At 47.8% G+C, this 14,256-nt stretch carries 15 protein-coding genes; 10 read left to right on the plus strand and 5 right to left on the minus strand.

Annotated features, from left to right (window positions below):
- The first annotated feature begins 64 nt into the window (after positions 1-64).
- Together AC5JL3_RS34295 and AC5JL3_RS34300 are read left to right on the plus strand one after the other, a co-directional pair.
- Complete coding sequence (locus AC5JL3_RS34295) at positions 65-1,144, plus strand: PIN/TRAM domain-containing protein (protein WP_192220212.1); 1,080 nt, start codon at positions 65-67, stop codon at positions 1,142-1,144.
- Positions 1,145-1,149: 5 nt separating this feature from the next.
- The gene (locus AC5JL3_RS34300) at positions 1,150-1,335 is read left to right on the plus strand and encodes a DUF8622 domain-containing protein (RefSeq protein WP_496078717.1); all 186 of its coding nucleotides are present in this window, start codon (positions 1,150-1,152) and stop codon (positions 1,333-1,335) included.
- A gap of 198 nt (positions 1,336-1,533) precedes the next feature.
- Here the strand turns inward: AC5JL3_RS34300 and AC5JL3_RS34305 are convergent, their stop codons facing one another.
- Entirely contained in the window at positions 1,534-2,775 is a 1,242-nt protein-coding gene (locus AC5JL3_RS34305) for a vWA domain-containing protein (protein WP_192220210.1), read from the minus strand.
- A 216-nt stretch (positions 2,776-2,991) separates the two neighbouring features.
- Between AC5JL3_RS34305 and AC5JL3_RS34310 the strand changes: the two genes are divergently transcribed.
- From AC5JL3_RS34310 to AC5JL3_RS34320, 3 genes are all read left to right on the plus strand, one after another.
- The gene (locus AC5JL3_RS34310) at positions 2,992-3,648 is read left to right on the plus strand and encodes an ATP-dependent Clp protease proteolytic subunit (protein ID WP_496078718.1); all 657 of its coding nucleotides are present in this window, start codon (positions 2,992-2,994) and stop codon (positions 3,646-3,648) included.
- Positions 3,649-3,845: 197 nt separating this feature from the next.
- The gene (locus AC5JL3_RS34315; protein WP_277927596.1) at positions 3,846-4,442 is read left to right on the plus strand and encodes an ATP-dependent Clp protease proteolytic subunit; all 597 of its coding nucleotides are present in this window, start codon (positions 3,846-3,848) and stop codon (positions 4,440-4,442) included.
- A 97-nt stretch (positions 4,443-4,539) separates the two neighbouring features.
- A complete protein-coding gene (locus tag AC5JL3_RS34320; RefSeq protein WP_496078719.1) occupies positions 4,540-5,172 on the plus strand; it encodes a J domain-containing protein in 633 nt (210 codons plus the stop codon).
- A 33-nt stretch (positions 5,173-5,205) separates the two neighbouring features.
- Here AC5JL3_RS34320 and AC5JL3_RS34325 read toward each other — a convergent pair whose 3' ends face one another.
- A complete protein-coding gene (locus AC5JL3_RS34325) occupies positions 5,206-5,916 on the minus strand; it encodes an alpha/beta hydrolase (RefSeq protein WP_496078720.1) in 711 nt (236 codons plus the stop codon).
- Between AC5JL3_RS34325 and AC5JL3_RS34330 the strand changes: the two genes are divergently transcribed.
- Together AC5JL3_RS34330 and AC5JL3_RS34335 are read left to right on the plus strand one after the other, a co-directional pair.
- Positions 5,903-6,178 carry a hypothetical protein gene (locus tag AC5JL3_RS34330; protein ID WP_496078721.1) on the plus strand — a complete coding sequence of 92 codons (276 nt, stop codon included), beginning with the start codon at positions 5,903-5,905 and terminating at the stop codon, positions 6,176-6,178. The genes AC5JL3_RS34325 and AC5JL3_RS34330 overlap by 14 nt on opposite strands.
- 125 nt (positions 6,179-6,303) lie before the next feature.
- A complete protein-coding gene (locus AC5JL3_RS34335; protein WP_496078722.1) occupies positions 6,304-6,564 on the plus strand; it encodes a MoaD/ThiS family protein in 261 nt (86 codons plus the stop codon).
- Positions 6,565-6,581: 17 nt separating this feature from the next.
- Here AC5JL3_RS34335 and AC5JL3_RS34340 read toward each other — a convergent pair whose 3' ends face one another.
- Together AC5JL3_RS34340 and AC5JL3_RS34345 are read right to left on the minus strand one after the other, a co-directional pair.
- On the minus strand, positions 6,582-8,489 hold the full coding sequence (locus AC5JL3_RS34340; protein ID WP_496078723.1) for a glycosyltransferase family 39 protein: 1,908 nt from the start codon (positions 8,487-8,489) through the stop codon (positions 6,582-6,584).
- Positions 8,490-8,501: 12 nt separating this feature from the next.
- A complete protein-coding gene (locus AC5JL3_RS34345) occupies positions 8,502-9,752 on the minus strand; it encodes a glycosyltransferase (protein ID WP_496078724.1) in 1,251 nt (416 codons plus the stop codon).
- A gap of 319 nt (positions 9,753-10,071) precedes the next feature.
- On the opposite strand from AC5JL3_RS34345, the gene AC5JL3_RS34350 reads away from it, so the two are divergent.
- Entirely contained in the window at positions 10,072-10,767 is a 696-nt protein-coding gene (locus tag AC5JL3_RS34350; RefSeq protein ID WP_496078725.1) for a TVP38/TMEM64 family protein, read from the plus strand.
- A gap of 63 nt (positions 10,768-10,830) precedes the next feature.
- Here the strand turns inward: AC5JL3_RS34350 and AC5JL3_RS34355 are convergent, their stop codons facing one another.
- Positions 10,831-10,977 carry a hypothetical protein gene (locus AC5JL3_RS34355; protein ID WP_496078726.1) on the minus strand — a complete coding sequence of 49 codons (147 nt, stop codon included), beginning with the start codon at positions 10,975-10,977 and terminating at the stop codon, positions 10,831-10,833.
- 36 nt (positions 10,978-11,013) lie between these two features.
- On the opposite strand from AC5JL3_RS34355, the gene cofH reads away from it, so the two are divergent.
- Positions 11,014-12,180 (plus strand): 7,8-didemethyl-8-hydroxy-5-deazariboflavin synthase subunit CofH, encoded by a 1,167-nt coding sequence (gene cofH, locus AC5JL3_RS34360; protein ID WP_496078727.1) that lies wholly within the window; start codon positions 11,014-11,016, stop codon positions 12,178-12,180.
- 62 nt (positions 12,181-12,242) lie between these two features.
- Positions 12,243-14,228 carry a DUF3352 domain-containing protein gene (locus tag AC5JL3_RS34365; protein ID WP_496078728.1) on the plus strand — a complete coding sequence of 662 codons (1,986 nt, stop codon included), beginning with the start codon at positions 12,243-12,245 and terminating at the stop codon, positions 14,226-14,228.
- Positions 14,229-14,256 lie beyond the last annotated feature (28 nt).

Below are 14,256 nucleotides of genomic sequence, written 5' to 3' on the forward strand. Positions count from 1 at the left end.
ATATCACTTTTGTGTTTATGAAATTCCGTAAGGAATTGCCACACCAATTACTTGGAACGGAACAATGCTTGATTTTGTCATCATTCTTTTATTTATCCTAGCAGCGGCAGGCATAGGGTTCGACAGCGTTGAATTACTACCCGTCACTGTTCAAGACCAAGTCACCAATCTTGAGGCGTTACGCTGGATTACGGCTGGCTTCGGGGCGATTATTGGCTTCGCTATTGGCTTAACGGTGCAGGTTGCCTATCGTCGGCTGGAAGCCCGTGTGCGCCAAATGCCGATTGAGGTGATTTTAACCAGAGCCGTCGGTTTAGTGCTTGGGTTGTTGTTAGCAAACTTGATGCTTGCACCCATCTTCTTGCTGCCAATACCGTTTGATTTTACCTTTATCAAGCCTCTGGTAGCGATTTTGGGCAGTGTGATGTTTTCCTTTTTGGGCGTTAGTTTGGCTGATACCCACGGTCGTACCTTCCTACGGCTGATTAACCCCAATAGTTTGGAAAGCATATTGGTAGCAGAAGGCACACTCAAACCCGCATCGAGTAAGGTTCTAGATACTAGTTGTATAATTGATGGTCGCATCGAAGAACTACTCAATACTGGTTTTATCGAGGGGCAAATTCTCATACCCCAGTTTGTCTTACAAGAGTTGCAGCAACTGGCTGATGCCGCTAATGATCAAAAGCGCATTCGGGGGCGTCGTGGGTTAGACATCCTCAATCGGATGCAGGAAGCCTTTCCCGAACGCTTAGTCATTCACCCCGCTGATTACGAAGACATTCACACGGTCGATGCCAAACTGGTGCGTTTCACCCAGGAAATTAACGGTACGCTGTTGACCAACGACTACAACCTCAGCAAAGTTGCGAACTTGCAGAAGGTTCCAGTCCTCAACGTTAACGATTTAGCGCAAGCGCTACGTCCGATTTACCGTCCGGGTGACAGCCTTGACCTAAAAATCCTCAAAGAAGGCAAGGAACCCGCACAAGGAGTTGGCTATCTCAACGATGGCACGATGGTTGTTGTGGAAGAGGGACGTAGCCATGTCGGGGGTGAACTGCGAGTTGTTGTAACCTCAGCGTTGCAAACTTCAGCAGGGCGAATGATTTTTGCGCGTCCGCAAGCGTCGGTTGTTGCTTGAGACTAATGGGGCGTTCAGTTCGGAGTAAAGACTGTGGGGGATGTCACCAACTCTCGGCAGTTCTCTACCGAGTGAAGTACGAGGAAGATGGGGATTGGACTTTTGTGTGCAACAACTGTTGGTCTTCTCTGAGTCAAGATAACCCACATTATCTCTACGGTGGCACCTGGAAAGCGAAGAAGAAGTCATAGGGCAGGCTTGGAGTCTGCCCTAAAAAAATGCAGGACGGGACAAGCTGCCCATCCTACACTTATAGCAATCAGCAGTCAGCTTTCAGCGGTCAGCTTTCGGTCAAATAGGCTCACTTAAGCAGGAACGCTCTTCTCCGGTTAATGTCAAGAGCCTAAGTGACTACTGCTATACAAGGAAATCTTACTAATCCTGCACGTCTACTCTTGCAGAATAGTTTTTGAGACAATGCGGGTCTTCTTGCGATCGGCTTCTGAGAGTTCTTCGCCAGATTGCAAGCGAGTTGCACTCGTTTGGAGAACGGTTGCGGCATTTTGATCGCCCATTTGGATCGCTGTTTTGGCGGCTGTTTGGAGCATCGTTGCTGCCCCGGCACGATCGCCTTGCTGTAATTTCGCTTCAGCAATTTGTGTCTGCCGATATTTCGCTAACGCCAAGATAGCTTGTTGCACTTGAGAATTGGGTGCGGGTTGGTAGCTGCCCTGAACATCGGCTTCTACTGGCACGAGTTGGGAGAGTACACTTTCTTGCCCTGCGGCTGGGTCATCATAACGAACCTGCACATTTGCGATCGCCTGACGCCCCATTGGTAATTGACCAATATACAGGTTTGCCAAGATAACTCGCTCAGCATCCGTCATCAAATCTCCCAAGCGCACAATAAAGCGACTGCCTTCTTGTTGGACAGGCAGTTCAATTGTATCTGGGGCAACTTGTGCAATGGGTTTAAGTTCGGCTAACCGCACCTTGGGCATCAAATCGAACAATAGGTAGGCATTCGTTAACTGTACGGATTGAACCCGTTGGAAAAGCCTTGCAAACTCATCAACGGCTTGTTCAGGGCGTTCAATATAAGACAGTGTGCCACCACCCACATCAGCAATTTTTTCAAGGATGTCTTGGTTCCAGTTAGCACCAAATCCTAACGTATTTAAGGTCAATTTATAGCCTGTAGCAAGTTCCGCTAATTTTAGGCAGCGTTTATTGTCACCATGCTCGTTCTCTCCATCCGTTAGTAGGAATACTTGAGAAACGGTATCTTGTTTGCCTTTTGCTACTTCTTCAACTCCCAGCTTTAGACCTTCATCAATTGCTGTTCCACCATCAGCAGAAAGGCGTTGAATCTGTTTTTTGACTTCATCTAAGTTGTCAATAGTCTGATTTTTGACTAAAACTTTTGCTCTGTGATCAAAAGCAACGACGGAAATGCGATCGCCTGGGTTTAGTCGCTCGACCAAATTGAGCGCTGCCTTTTTCACCGTTTCCAGAGGGCGTCCATGCATTGAGCCACTATGGTCAAGAACTAGGCATAAATTTAGCGGAACATTCGATTCTTGCCCAGTCGCGATCGCACTAATTGCGATTGATAGCTGACGCTGAGTACTTGATTGATTGCCATCAACATGGGCATCATTTAGAGCAGGGTGCAAACCAACTTTCATCTCATAAAGCTCCTGAGCAAGCGAGACATATCAATAGCAACTTCATAGGAATACCCTAGAACTACGGAATAACGAGGGACAATAACCGAACAATTATTGAGTAGACGAATTAGTACAATAACAGCGGTAGAAGCCTCTCAAAGAACGGTCACAGACTAGTTCCTAGACACGCTACTATGTATTAAAGATAGCGCCATTATTGCAGCCCTAAACACCATGAAAATACCGATTCAGGCTGTTCAATCCACCTACTACGGTAATACTACATACCGAACACCACCGCCAGATTTACCCTCGTTGTTGCTGAATGAGCGGATTGTGTATCTGGGTATGCCCTTGGTGCCAGCGGTAACCGAGTTAATTATTGCTGAACTGCTGTATTTACAGTACCAAGACCCTGACAAGCCGATTAGAATCTACATCAATTCTACTGGCACCTCCCATTACAATGGCGAACCCGTTGGCTTTGAAACTGAAGCCTTTGCCATTTGTGACACGATGAACTACATCAAGCCACCCATCCACACGATCTGCCTTGGTTCAGCAATGGGCATGGCTGCCATGCTTCTATCTGCGGGGACAAAAGGCAATAGAGCAAGCTTACCTAACGCTTCGATCGTCTTACACCAGACCAAGAGCTATGCCCGTGGTCAAGCGACAGATATCCAGATTCGCGCCCAGGAAGTGTTAGCAAACAAGGCAACGATGATTGATATCCTCTCTCGTAATACAGGTCAGGAACGAGAAAAGCTTGTCAAGGATATGGATCGACTGTTGTACATGACACCGCATCAGGCAAAAGAGTATGGTCTGATTGATCGCGTACTAGAGGCTCAAGACCTCCCTACGCCACTGCCTGTAGGTGTCTCTTAACGCCCTTTTCTCCATAACATCTACTGGTTTGGCGTTTATAACCTCAAGTCTGCTAAGTTCACGGCTTCCCTAGCGAACCGCTACGCTAACAGATACAAGTTATCGCTTTTTGTTAGTTGGTTGTCCCTTGCAACTGACAAAAAATCTAGGTCTACAAACGAAGTACTAACCGTCTTTACTCAAACTCGGAGCAAATTATGCCTATTGGCGTTCCTAAAGTTCCCTACCAGATGCCAGGGGAACAGTACACCCAGTGGATTGACATTTACAATCGTCTCTACCGGGAACGTATCATTTTTCTGGGCAAGGAAGTTGATGATGAGATTGCCAATCAAATCATCGCTGTCATGCTCTATCTGGACTCGGAAGATAACAGCAAAGATATTTTCCTCTACATCAACTCCCCTGGTGGTTCAGTCACCGCAGGCATGGCAATTTTTGACACGATGCAGCACATCAAGTCAGATGTCGTAACCATTTGTGTCGGTTTAGCCGCCTCAATGGGTTCCTTCCTGCTAGCGGCTGGGAAGAAAGGCAAACGTCTAGCTTTACCTCACTCGCGGATTATGATCCACCAACCCTCAGGTGGCACACGCGGACAAGCCACAGATATTGAGATTGAAGCTAGAGAGATTATACGAATCCGCCATCAGCTCAACCAAATCTACGCCAACAATACGGGTAAAACCATTGAGAAGATTGAAAAAGACATGGATCGTGACTTTTTCATGTCAGCTCAAGAGGCGCTGGAATACGGATTGATTGACCGGGTCATTGAGGATCGGGCATCTTAGGATAGACACGTTGGTAAGGCAGACCCTTAATTCTGCCTTTGACGGTACTCAGGGTGCCCTTACCAAGGTGTCAACCTCATCAGTGCTATTCCTTTAGATGAATCTGGCGGATTGTTATCGTTTGTTGGGTTTGAGAGATGGAGCTTCCATAGCTGAAGTCAAGGCGTCTTATCGGCGTCTAGCACGACGGTATCATCCTGATGTCAATTCTGGAGACCTACTCGCCCAAGAAAAGTTTATTGAGTTAACTGAGGCTTACAAGTTTCTCCTCAGTACCATCCAGCCGTCTGGGGCTAATAAGGTGTCACCACCTCCCCAGACGGTTAAGGCTGCAAGTCCATCTTCATCAGCTGGCGTATCGCCAAGTCCTGCCCCAGCAACGAAGGTGATTCGTAAGCCACGAGCTGTTCCATTTAATCCACCGCTATCAGCCATTGAAAAACAGCTAAAGTGGAATGCCTATAAGCAATTACAGCAGTTACTAAAACACAAGCGATTTGCCAGAGCGATCGCACTTGTCGAAGGGTTAGCCTATCGTATTCCCCAAGACCCAGAAGTGCGACAATGGCAAGCGATCGCTTATGCGAGTTGGGGCCGTCATCTCGTTACCGAGCGGCAACTCGATAAGGCAAGAATTTACCTCAAAAAAGCGCTGCGTACCGATCCGCACAACCGTTCCCTTTGGGCAGAAGTTGAACGAGATTTCCGCCGCATTCAGCAAATTTTGTAACACCCATTTTGAGCCGCGTCAGTCAAGAAACCCTCATTTCCCCTCTGCCATGAACCAGTCCAGTGCATCGTCAGCGATTGTCGGGGGAACAGTATGGGGACCATTGAACTCCCGATAAAGCACGTCATAACCAGCACGTTGCACCTGCGGTACAATCTTGCGACTGCATCGCTCAATTGGTAAGACTGAGTCATGTGTGCCGTGGGAGATGAATAGGCGCGGTGAACCCTCTTGCCCTGCTGGTACCATAAACCCTGGCGAGAAGGCTATGACATGGCTGAACAGGTCGCCGTTTGTGATGCCAATACTAAGTGCATAGGAGGCACCGTCAGAGAAGCCTTCAACCGCAAGGCGCGTTGGATCTACGGCGTAGCGACTGAACGTCTGCGTCAGTGCCTGGTCGATGAAGGCGATATCAGGCCCGTACTGACCGTAAATTACATCCCAGGTTTGGCGGCGCGAATCCGGCGCAAGCAGAATGAGTCCAGCCGCATCGGCCAGCTGTCGGAACGGAACAAGACCGCCCTCTGCGTCGCCCCCTGCACCGTGCAGCATCAGCACCAGCGGTGCGGGTCGAGAAGCTTGGTAACCTTTGGGTACATAGATGAAACCGTCGCGTTTAGCGGAAAGTCCCAAGGGTTGCAAGCCAAGTGAGCCTGTTTCTGTTGGTGGTGTCACTCGCGCCAGTAGACGTCCGTTTTCGGCTGCCTGTCTACTCTGTTTTTGTTGCTTGTTTGTTGTCATTGATGCGCTCCTTGAGCGGCGCTCAGTGGCGCACGCGGCTGAAATCCCAGCAGAGATGCCTACTACCCAGATGCTGAGTAGGCGTCGCCGTCCCATTAAAGAAGCGATCGCCCTGTCCATAATAGAGACATCTCTCTATGCTTTCTTACTTAATGCCCACGTTACCTACCAAGGAAAGCTTGCTCATGTACCGGGCGAGAGGATTTATGTTAAACCAGTTTGTTTTGGGATATACGCGCTTCATGGTAAATTGACTCATTAAGTCAAGGGTTTCAGGTGTTCTTGCTGCTGTGGAAGTGTTGAACTAATGTCTATTTAGCTGTTTGTAGGGAAAAGCCAAATGCTTGCTGATATTAGATCTCCCCATTTTGAATTTTGAATTGTTATATGTCAGAGTCTTCAGTCACCGTTACGGTTAAACTTTTTGCCGCTTATCAGGAAGCGTATGGTCTGCCAGAGTTAAGGCTGGAATTTCCATCTGGAACAGCTGTGGTAGCGGTGCAAGAACATCTGATTACCGAACATCCAGAACTCAAACAGTGGCAAAATCTTACCCGCTTTGGCATTAATCTTGAGTTTGTTGAGGCAGAAACTATCCTTCAAGATGGTGATGAAGTAGTACTAATTCCACCCGTCAGCGGTGGCTGAACTCTTCATAAACCTCTTCACGGTTGCCGGGAAACATCAGAATCAGAGGAAAGGCAGTGAAATAGCTGAGTTTGGTAACCATCTACTGATGAGTGATACTGAGTCGTTTCTTCAGCAAAACAGTTGGGTAAATCTTGTTCTACTGATGCCTTAAAGTTCACTAGCCACAAATCTAAGGGACGTGAAAGTTGATTTAATGTTTGTTGGAGAGTAGTAAAAGCGCGACAATCTGTTCCTTGAAGGCTAATACACTGCTCTTGGTCTTGATGCGCTAGGAGAAACTGGGGTTTTAATACTGACTTTTTAGAAGCATCCGCCCGTTGGAATTCCCAAGCAATGCCCATCATTTCACCAGTTTGTACAAGAGTGTTGTGAGTAGTGGCAATTAATACGGGTACTGATGAGGCTTTTTGAAATATCGGCACCAAAAGATCGGGACGGTAGTATTTTTGATAACCCAGATTGTTGACGACAGTAACCCCACTTAACAACCCCATAATCCCGATGATTGCCACAGCTACTTTTCCACGGGTTCTAAAATATGAAAAATTGGGAGTAGATGGTGAGGAGAGTTTCGTATTTTGTGAAAACAGTGTTTCTGTATCAGGAGATTGTTTAAAATTAGGAGTGTTGGCGGTAGCCCAATTGAGCGAGAGTATTGCTCCGACTAACACGATGACCGCAGGAAAGTAGACGAAGTTATACCGTGCGCCTCGTGTGAGGTCAGTACCCAGGAAGTAAGTAATTCCATAAAATAAAGCGATCGCTCCTAAAACAAATCCTCCCAAAATACCTGTTGCCAAACGAGTATCAGGCTGTCCCAACAGAGCTTTGATGCCACGATAGAAAATTGGTATTGCCCAAAGGAAAAACCCAATCATCACAACACCCGAAATGATAACTACTAATAGGGATGGTGCTTCCACAGGCAGCAGAGACAGCATAGTAACCCAAGCCGCAAGCGACTGAAAGATTGGGTTAAGCAAGGAAAGAAACGTGCCATCGCTCATAATCCATTGCGTCATCTGTGGGTCGTGACTCATCTGCCATACGGGTATCCAAACTAAGCACCCCACTAAAGTTCCAACAGCAACAGCGCCAATTCGCCACAATTGGGAATTGGGAATTGGGAATTGGGAATTGGGAATTGGGAATTGGGAATTGGGAATGGGTGGTAGTTCTTCAGGCTTAGTCTTGAATTTAAAAGCCAAGCGGCTGTCTGAAACCCACAAAACGGTTAATGCGATCGCTTCGGCGGTGAGAGTCAGGATAAAAAAGTAGTGGGTTGCTACGCCTAAGCTATTGACTACTACCCAGCACAAGACAAGCCAAAGGGGAATAGGTGTGCGACCTTTGAGATGCTGCACAGCCACCACTAGGCAGCACAGAGAAGCAATTACCCAGAGTATTCCTAGTGCATAATGACGTGCTTCCTGTGCCAGGAAAACCCCAAAGGGAGAAACTGCCATCATCGCGGCGGCGAGTTGTGCCACTAAACGGGAACGAAACGCTAGCCAGGCGAGTCCATACATTGCTGGTATGGAAATAACACCAAGCAAAGCAGGAAGCGATCGCGCTACCCAAAGTGAAATATACTCTCCTGATGCTGGAAATAACTGCATCCACCAATGAGCCAGCACAAAGTAGAGGGGAGGATGGACATCTTCTGTAAATATGTGATGCATCACTGCCGAGGCACCAGCCGTAGGATTCGGTTGCAGAGGTTGCAAAAGTGCGTCTAAGGAAATCGCCTGATCCAGTGGCACCGTTTGATAACTATTGCCCAAGCTGAATACCATCGTTACAAACTCATCCGTCCAGGGTGGCTTCCCTGCCAGGTGAGTGAACCGTAAGCCTGTGCCAATGGCAATCCATACGAACAGGAGTAGTAGCTGGAACCAGCGTGACGAAAGAAAAGATTTCAACAGATTAGAGCCTCAATCAACTTGGGTAACTCGCCAACTGAGCTTAAGATTGACCCAAAAGTTCCAAAGCGTGACAGTAGCGATCGCAATTAACTTTGCTAGATACTCGTTAACCAAAAAGACATTAAACAGCAAATTCACGATCAAAGTCTGCAAAACCATCCCAGCTAGACAAATCATATTGAATTTCAATAACCGCCTGAAGCGCTGGCTTTTGCCCGGTTGCCGTTGGGAAATATCGCCAAACGTCCACAAGTCATTCCACAAAAAGTTATTGATAATTGCCACTTCAGCAGAAAGAATAATACTACGAGTTAGCCCTAAACCCGCTTGACGCAGGAGATAAAACACAGCCAAATCGACAAATACACCACTGAAGCCAACCACAGCAAAGCGGAGGAATCTCGCCACTGGCCAACGAGCAAAGCGTAACCGCAACAAATGCTGGATATACTCCACATATTGTTTCCAGGTAACCTTACTCTCCCCCGCTTGCCGCTCTTGGAAAACATAACCCACCTCTCCAATCCAGCGGATATTACCGCGACCTAATACCTCAATCAAAATCTTGTAACCTAGTGGACTTAGGGTTTTACTAGCAATACAGGCACGACGCACCAAAAAATAACCCGTCATCGGGTCAGAAACCCGTCCAATCACCCCTGGTAAGATCATCAACCCCAACGTTTGAGCACCACGCGACAAAAATCGACGCGCAACACTCCAATCGCTAACGCCACCACCTTCCACATGACGGCTAGCAACGGCTAAATCAGCGCCTCGCTGTATCTCGTTCCACAATTGCAGCAATACTTCTGGAGGGTGTTGAAGGTCAGCATCAATCACACCCAGCACGTCTCCCTTGGAGGCTTGCCAGCCGCGAATGACAGCCGTAGAAAGTCCTCGCTCCTCAACCCGCCGCATTACTCGTAGTTGAGGGTACTCTGGCATCAGCGCCTGAGCGATTTCCCAGGTACCATCAGGGCTATTGTCATCCACGACAATCAGTTCGTAAGCTTCTGGAATTGCTTCATCCAAAATCTGACTCAGGAGAGTCACAATTTTTGGAATATTTTTCCCTTCGTTATAAGTGGGAATCACCAGAGAAAACAGAATTGGGCACACTGTCTTCCTTAAATGCGGTTGCATTTCGCCATTCAATAATTCAGGGCTAGTATCTGGCGATTCAGAGTCAACAGCTAGCGGTATCTGCAATGAACCTGAGGGAACCTGAAGAAGGGAGGGAGGGTGATAGATACTCATTAGAGCAAGTCTTACGGTTTAAAAAGAGCGGGAAAGTGATGCACACCTTTACCTGCAAAGCATTAGTTCCAGGATTTTCAGCAGTACTCCAAAACCTGTCTAAAAATGCTTCTTCCCTTAGAGGGATTTTTGCAAGAAATTTATATTTAAACACCTGTATTCAGTCCAACCTGAATCATAAATGCATAAAGCAGGTCAAGCTATCCTTGCCAACGAAGTGATAATAAAAAACAGTTAATGCTCAAGCAAGCTGGCTGTTTTAAAGTTGTGACAAACACAACCTAATTTCCGAAGACGTATAGGGCGAAGGAGTATTGCATTGAACTTCAAAAGCGGGATTTTCCTTCTCACCGTGTTCTGTATTATTGTCACAGGCTTAGCAGTATTTCTGCTGGGAGGTATTGACTCCGCTCAACTCCAAGCACGGCTCAATCAAGCCGGAATTTGGGCACCGATTATCTACATCGCTCTCTATACAGCAGCAACGGTATTAGTTTTACCTTCAACAGCCCTCAATCTTACAGGTGGTGCAATCTTTGGACCGTGGTGGGGTACTCTCTGGACGAGCATTGCAGCAGTAATTGCAGCTGTAGTAGCGTTTGGCTTTACCCGCACGGTTGGACGAGACTTGGTTGCCCGTAGGCTAGCTGGGCGCTGGCAAGCGATGGATGCTGAAATGCTTCAAGGTGGCTTGTTCTATATGTTTGCCATTCGACTGCTGCCGATTATTCCCTATGGGTTAGTAAATTTTGCCGCTGGTTTAACCTCCATTCAATTTCGGGACTACCTACTTGGCACAATTTTGGGTACAGTGCCGGGGGTATTGCCTTTCGTAATGTTAGGAAGTTCCGGATTACAGGCAATGAGAACTGGTGATTTCTTACCGTTAATTGGAGCATTGTGCTTGACAGGATTGCTGGTTGGTGGCGCAACTTGGTATCGACGCCGTCGCCAATCTCCTCAGGAAGCTCTAGAGGAAAAGGAGCGAAAAAGACAGCAGGAGGATGTTGATTGAGAGAAGAAGGGAATCGGAGGAAGCAGCAGAGGCAGGGAAATAGAGGAGAATTTGTATTAATATCTACCCGTCTGTTAGAGAAAGAGCGATCTGCGGCAAGCAGTAGCGCTTCGCGATCGCAGCTTTTGGACGACAAGAATTACCAGCCTCTGCTTCCCTTGCCCTTGCTCTCTTCTTTTTCTTCGCCTCACGTTGAGGATTCCCTGCCAAAATTGGAAAGAGTAACCTGGTTTTTCCTGATGCCCTGTGATTACTCAAACTGTTGATGCCATTCTTAACCGTGCCTTGACTGGTGAAGACATATCCCCAGAAGAGGGTGTTGTACTTCTTCATCAAACCGAACAGACCCTCCTCGCAGCGATTCAGGAAACGGCTGACCAACTGCGCCACCGACAAGCTGGCGATGTTGTGACGTATGTAATTAACCGCAATATTAATTTCTCGAATATCTGTGAACAGCACTGTAGTTTCTGTGCATTTCGTCGTGATGCCGGGGAAGATGGAGCCTATTGGCTCGACTGGGGGCAAATCCAGGAGAAGACAACTGATGCGGTGCGGCGGGGTGCGACGGAAATCTGTATGCAGGGAGGGCTGAACCCGGAAGCAAAAATCAACGGCGCATTCTTGCCTTATTACCAACGATTGGTGAGAACGATAAAAGATGAGTTTGGGCAACTGCATCTACACGCTTTCTCGCCGCAAGAAGTGCAGTTTATTGCTGAGAATGACGGGATTAGCTATGCCGCAGTGATTGCTGCCCTCCAAGAGGCGGGTGTTGGCTCAATGCCAGGAACAGCGGCGGAAGTTTTGGATGATCAGGTGCGGCGCATTCTCTGTCCCGAAAAGACGAATACAGCCACTTGGTTAGAGATTGTGGGAACAGCGCATCGCTTGGGGATGCCTACTACGAGTACGATGCTTTCTGGTCATATTGAAACGCCAGAACAGCAGATGGGGCATTTGGAGAAATTGCGATCGCTTCAACAAACTGCCCGCGATCGAGGTTACCCAAGCTTCATTACTGAATTTATCCTCTTACCCTTTGTTGGACAAGAAGCCCCGAAACCCTTGCGCCGCCGTGTTGGACGTGACCAACCCGATCTCAAAGACGCACTATTACTCACCGCCGTCGCCCGAATCTTCCTTGGCAACTGGATTCCCAATCATCAACCGAGTTGGGTAAAACTTGGTCTTACTGGTGCTACAGAAGCCCTGAGATGGGGCTGTAACGATATTGGTGGCACGTTGATGGAAGAGCATATCACCTCAATGGCAGGAGCGCAGGGTGGTACTTGCATGGAAGTGGAAACGTTGCAGGAAGCAATTAGCTCTCTAGGGCGTCCTTACCAGCAGCGAGATACACTGTATCGACATCTATCAACACCTAAGCTCACAGTGATGGTAAGTGGCTAAGAGTTGGGGAATAGGGAAACTACTGAATCTTCCTAAAACGGACAACAGACAAACTAAAGTTTATGCTCAAAAAAAATAAACCGTTCCTGCTGCTAACTCTAGGAGCGACTATCTTACTAATTGGCGGGGGAGCAACCGCTTACTGGCTACTGGTGCAGCGGAATCTTTCTCAAGTGAATGCCCCTGCCCAACTCATTCCTCAAGATGCCTTGTTAACAGCATCAATCTCTACGGATTCTGAACAATGGGAGCAATTGAGCGAGTACGGAACAGCGGAAACTAAAGCAGCGCTGGAAAAACAACTTACCCAGCTACGGAACGATCTTTTAACCAGCAACGGCTACAACTATGAGAAAGATATCCAGCCGTGGTTGGGCGAAACGGCGATGATTGCCTATCTATCGTCTTCATCTGTTGCACTACCAACAGACACAGAACAGGCACCTCCAAGTGGGCGTTCATTGCTGCCGGACATCATTGTGCTGCCAATTGAGAACCCAGCTCAAGCGAAAGAGTTGCTAGAAAAAGCTAACTCCCAGAAAGCCAAGTCGTTTATTGAACGAAGTTATAAGGGTATTCGGATTCGAGAAACCCAAAAGAGCAATGTTCGCGGATTATCAACGACTGTGCTAGGACGCTTCTTGGTTGTTACAAACAATCCCAAAACAACGGAGCGTGTGATTGAAACTTACAAGGGGGCAGCATCGGTTGCAGCAACACCTGGGTATATCAAGGAATTGAGTAAGATTGGGGCAAGTGAGCCTTTTGCTCAACTGTATTTGAATATACCGACGTTTTCAGCGATCGCGGCTGCTAATTCAACACGAGCAGGACTCCCCAATGGCGCTTTGCGATCGCAAAATGAAAATCTTGCAGCTAATCAACAATGGCAGGGAATTGCGGCAACGGTAACATTAGAGCGAGAAGGAATGCACTTTCAAGGCATTTCTTGGCTCAAGCCCAACAGCTCTCAAAAAAATGCTGTTCAAAACAACACTAGCCGCTTACCTAGACGTTTGCCAGAGGAGACGTGGTTCATGCTCTCTGGGGGCAACTTAGCGCAGTTCTGGCAGGATTATGCCCAAGGAGCTGAATCGAATCCTCTAACCCCAATTCCACCTGTCAATATCACTGCGGGTTTGCAAGCGACTTTAGGTTTAGATTTAGAGAAAGATTTACTACCGTGGATGGGAGGCGAGTTTTCAATAGCTCTCATTCCTGCCTCTCGAAATGCTTTAGCGCTTCCAGAAAACCAGCAGTCTACCCAGTTAGGCGCAGGTGTAGTCTTCATGATCCAGGCTAGCGATCGCAAACTCGCGGAAAAATCCCTCAAGCAGCTCGACGAAGTGATGGCGACTCGCTATCAGTTCATCGTCGAGGAAACTAAACTAGGGCGTCAACCTCTTGTTAGCTGGGCATCCCCATTGGGAGGAGTAAGTGCTACTCACGGTTGGTTAGAGGGTAACGTGCTTTTCCTCACCCTAGGAGCACCGATTGTTAATGCGATTGTTCCCCAACCCCAAGCCACATTAATCCAAAACCCTCTGTTCCAAGAATCAGTGCCCACCAAGCCTAATCCCAGTAATGGTCAGTTTTTCCTAGATGTTGAAGACACAATCAACAGCAGTAATCTGAATCTGCCACAACTGCTTTCTCCAGATCAGAAACGGCTAGCGAAGGCAGTTCGTGCTATCGGTGTCACCACCGCCATTAGCGATGAACGCAGCAACCGCTTTAATCTGTTCGTTCAGTTACAAAAAGCCACTAAACCAACGCCCTCTACTCCCACGACATCGCCTACTCCCACGACATCACCTACTCCCACGACATCACCTACTCCCACAGCATCACCTACTCCCACGGCATCACCTACTCCCACGGCATCACCTACTCCCACGGCATCACCTACTCCTTCGGCATCACCTGCTCCCACGGCATCACCTACTCCTTCGGCATCACCTACTCCTTCGGCATCACCTACTCCTTCAGCATCACCTACTCCTTCAGCCTCTTCTTCAATTGAGCTTGAGCGTAACCGGAACCGATAGGATAAGATTAGCGCTGCAAGAATTTAGA

The organism is Symplocastrum torsivum (genome assembly GCF_059505465.1).

Excerpts from the sequence above, each read along its gene's own strand:
- AC5JL3_RS34365 (WP_496078728.1), top strand. The coding sequence starts at position 12,243 with ATGCTCAAAAAAAATAAACCGTTCCTGCTGCTAACTCTAGGAGCGACT.
- AC5JL3_RS34315 (WP_277927596.1), top strand. The coding sequence starts at position 3,846 with ATGCCTATTGGCGTTCCTAAAGTTCCCTACCAGATGCCAGGGGAACAG.
- AC5JL3_RS34325 (WP_496078720.1), bottom strand. The coding sequence starts at position 5,916 with ATGACAACAAACAAGCAACAAAAACAGAGTAGACAGGCAGCCGAAAAC.
- AC5JL3_RS34305 (WP_192220210.1), bottom strand. The coding sequence starts at position 2,775 with ATGAAAGTTGGTTTGCACCCTGCTCTAAATGATGCCCATGTTGATGGC.
- AC5JL3_RS34295 (WP_192220212.1), top strand. The coding sequence starts at position 65 with ATGCTTGATTTTGTCATCATTCTTTTATTTATCCTAGCAGCGGCAGGC.
- AC5JL3_RS34335 (WP_496078722.1), top strand. The coding sequence starts at position 6,304 with ATGTCAGAGTCTTCAGTCACCGTTACGGTTAAACTTTTTGCCGCTTAT.
- AC5JL3_RS34300 (WP_496078717.1), top strand. The coding sequence starts at position 1,150 with ATGGGGCGTTCAGTTCGGAGTAAAGACTGTGGGGGATGTCACCAACTC.
- AC5JL3_RS34345 (WP_496078724.1), bottom strand. The coding sequence starts at position 9,752 with ATGAGTATCTATCACCCTCCCTCCCTTCTTCAGGTTCCCTCAGGTTCA.
- AC5JL3_RS34310 (WP_496078718.1), top strand. The coding sequence starts at position 2,992 with ATGAAAATACCGATTCAGGCTGTTCAATCCACCTACTACGGTAATACT.
- AC5JL3_RS34320 (WP_496078719.1), top strand. The coding sequence starts at position 4,540 with ATGAATCTGGCGGATTGTTATCGTTTGTTGGGTTTGAGAGATGGAGCT.